Origin of the sequence: Flavobacterium sp., from assembly GCF_043720215.1 — a bacterium.
Classification (GTDB): Bacteria; Bacteroidota; Bacteroidia; order Flavobacteriales; family Flavobacteriaceae; genus Flavobacterium.
Window position 1 is genome coordinate 1 of the sequence record NZ_JAYSSZ010000171.1, and the last position, 3,572, is coordinate 3,572.

3 protein-coding genes are annotated in these 3,572 nt (G+C 31.1%); all 3 read right to left on the bottom strand.

The genetic code is table 11. The annotated features are described in order from the left end of the window. Window positions 1–260 (bottom strand): hypothetical protein (locus ACHZC3_RS07890; protein WP_394759317.1); only part of this gene is annotated, 260 nt, incomplete at its 3' end. A gap of 30 nt (window positions 261–290) precedes the next feature. Continuing rightward, a complete protein-coding gene (locus tag ACHZC3_RS07895; RefSeq protein WP_394759318.1) occupies window positions 291–2,573 on the bottom strand; it encodes a choice-of-anchor L domain-containing protein in 2,283 nt (760 codons plus the stop codon). 14 nt (window positions 2,574–2,587) lie between these two features. Further along, a complete protein-coding gene (locus ACHZC3_RS07900) occupies window positions 2,588–3,424 on the bottom strand; it encodes an ABC transporter permease (protein ID WP_394759319.1) in 837 nt (278 codons plus the stop codon). Window positions 3,425–3,572: the final 148 nt, after the last annotated feature.

Below are 3,572 nucleotides of genomic sequence, written 5' to 3' on the forward strand. Positions count from 1 at the left end.
AAAATTTGAGAACTCGAATTGTTACCAATATCTAACACATAAGGAGTGTCTCTAGAAACAGTTCCGTTTATTATAGTACCGCCTAAAGGAATTATTCTAAAATTTATTGGCGTAATACTGGGACAAGAAATATATAAAAACTGAGAACTGGGTACTTGTGTGGCAGAACTTGACACAGGTGGAATATAGTGTGTTTTACTAAATTGAGAAAAACAATTAACTGTAATAAAAGATAAAAAAAGTAATAATTTTGTTTTCATTTGGAAAATATAAGTCCCAAAAGTAGTTAATTATCTCTTAAGAGCGAAGTGGCTTTTGATGGTTTTATTGTTAAAAAGTGTTAAAACGAACCAATAATCGGCAGACGGTAAATTTTCACCGTTGAAAGTTCCATTCCAACCAGTTGAACTTGAATCTAATTGTTTGAGTAATTTTCCAAATTGGTCAAAGATATTTATTGTAGAATTTGGTTTGGTTTTTATGTTTTTTATAACCCAAGTATCATTGATTCCATCACCATTTGGAGTAAAAAATTTAGGATAATCTAACACATAAATTGTTTTTGATGGAGTGGGTAAACAACCGTTTTTATCTTTTACAGAAATGGTGTATTCTCCAGCGGAAAGATTTGTAAACAAAGGACTTTCTTGATAATTGAAACCATCTATCGAAAACTCGTAATCACCACCATTATCTGTGTAAGTAATTGTGATTGAATTAGTGTCTTCTGAAAAATCATTTATGACAGCATTTATATTTGTTGCAGGTGCTGAAGGCAATATTATAAATTTTTTGGTTGCTTTACAGCCATTTATATCAGTAACTTCTATAGAATAATTTCCAGCAGTAAATACTTCGGTCTCAAAATCAGCATCAGCATTACTCCATGTGTAACTTGAAAAAAATGGATCAACACTTAAATAAACAGATGATCCTTGACACAAAATAATAGTTTCATCTTCAAAATTTACAGGATTAAACACACTAACAACAATATTTATTGAAATAATCCCATAACAATCTGATCCATTTATTATTCTTGCATAAACGGTTTGTAAATTTGGAGTCGTATTTGTAAACGGACTATTTATAGAGTTGGTTTGATTTACTGCATTTGGAATTGAGGTGTAATATTCAATAGTTAAACCAGCTGGAACTCCAATTAAACTTGTTGGTAATGGTATTATTGTTTTTCCATCTAAAGTATCATCTTCATCACATATTTGAACATTTGGTTGCGTAGGAATACTATTATTTGCAATTTGTAAGGTTATTGTAGCAGTACTTTTGCATCCAAAAACATTTGAAACCTCTGCATATATAGTTGCATTAGTACTAGAGTATGTTGAAGGACTTGCAATTAGTATTCCACCAATGGTTTGATAATAAGAGACACTTCCAAGTGTGGTGTCACCGTTTCGAATTAAATTATCTAATTGGTTCAAATTAAACACAGTAAGTCCGTCGTTATTGTCGTCGCATTGTACTAATGTCTGATTTATTAATGTAGGCAAAGCAGCAAATTGAACTTCAACTTTTCCTTTTGAAATGCAAGTTCCGCCTATAGTAACTTCGATTGAATACTCGACAACATTTGTATTTGTATTATCAGTAATCGAATAAGTTGTAGTGGTTATTCCTGTGTCAACGCCATCTTTAAACCATTTATAGGTGTTTATTCCAGGTTGTGTAGCATTCAATGTTATATTTTCTCCTGAACAATACGGATTATTTGTAGAAACCAAATGATTAATTCCTAAATCAGTAGCGCTTTCAAAACTACCACCACCTAAAAATATGGCCGAATCGTATAAATTATTTCCTTGATCGGCGATCACTAATTTAATATGATAAGTTGTACCAGAAATTACATCAGCTTCGGCTTTCATAATTACTGTTTGACCGTTGAAATTTGTTGAGTGAATAGGATCATTAAACGCATCGAAATAAGCTGCATTTGCTGGCGGACAAACGGTACCAGAACCTCTCACATTATTTACAGTAACAGGAATTGATGTTCCAGGAACAACAGCTAAATTTTGGTAAGTTGAACTTCCTATTGGTTTTAATAAAAAAGCAAAACCATCAGTAAAACCACATTGTGATAGGGAAGGACTTGATAAATATTGTTCGGAAGAAAAGATGTAATCGAAACTAATTTTATTGGTAATTGGTGTAAAGTCAAACTCTAAAACGGTTGCGTTTATAGTATTTGAGACACCTAAGGCATTTTGTAAATCAGAATCTCCAGACCAACTAGTTGATCCCTCACTTAATATAAATGAATTTGGACCAATTGCTGATGTTGCTTTTCCAGTACTTAATACTATTCCGTTTGCGAATGGAAAGCTACTTGTGCTTTTGTCAAAAAAACCAAAACTTTGTTCTGCAGTTCCAAAATTTCCTCCAGAAACAGTTATGTTGCTTACAGTGGCACAACCACCACCCGAAAAAACATTTTGTACTAATTGTGTAGCAGTATATGTATCGTCTACTTGAATATATTGTGCAAATATGTTTCCAGAAAATAATAAGGTTATACTAAAAATAAGGATTTGGAGTCTAAATTTCATAGACTGCAAATATACTACAAATCTCGTTTTTTTAGAATTTTATACGATAAAAACATGAAAATTCCTGTCCAAATTAAAACGATAATAATTGTAGAAAAATGAACGCTATAGTCTTTTATGTCATTTACTCCAATTTGTGTACCAATATTTTTGATAACAGATAGTCTAGAAAATGGCTCGACTATTAGATTAGACATTGCTTCCAATGGAAAAAATTGTGTAATGTTTTGTGCAGTACTGCTATCAGGAAAAATTTTGAAAGTTAGAATTCCTTTGGCTATTCCTTCAACAATATTCCATACAAATAGAAAGCCAATAGCAAATGCAGAACGTTTTACAAATATCCCTAAAAATAAACAGAAAGAGAAAAAACCAACCAATTTCACAAAAAAGGCTAAAATATACTCTAAATCTGAAAAAACGATGCCAAATTCTGTATAGGAAGAAAAACTATAACCTAAAATTAAACTCATCACAAAAACAAAAATAGTAGAGCATAGCGCAAACAAGACAACAGTTAGAAATTTAGATAAAATAAATTCTTTCTTGCTCATTCCATCAATGAGATTTTGTTTTAAGGTGCCGTAACTATATTCGTTAGCCATCATAGAAACGATGACTATAGCTAAGAAAAACTTTAATATTGCAGCAATATAAGTATTGAAATGCCAAATAAAAGGGAAATTGAAAATCCCCATTTCGGCCAAATCTAATTTAAAAATACCTAAATCAAATTTGATGGAAGCGATTAATGCGATAAACGAAAGCAAGACAAAATAAGTAATTGTCAGAACTCGGCTGGCTTTATTTTTCCAGATTTTTTGTAATTCTATTGATAATAATCTTTTCATGGTTTTATTGTTTCACAGAGATTGTTGAAGTTTTTTTATTTGATTTTGCAATTGTCATTGATTTTTGCAATTGTCATTGATTTTTGCAATTGTCATTGATTTTTGCAATTGCTATTGATTAGCTGTCAATTCTAAAAACTGTTCTTCT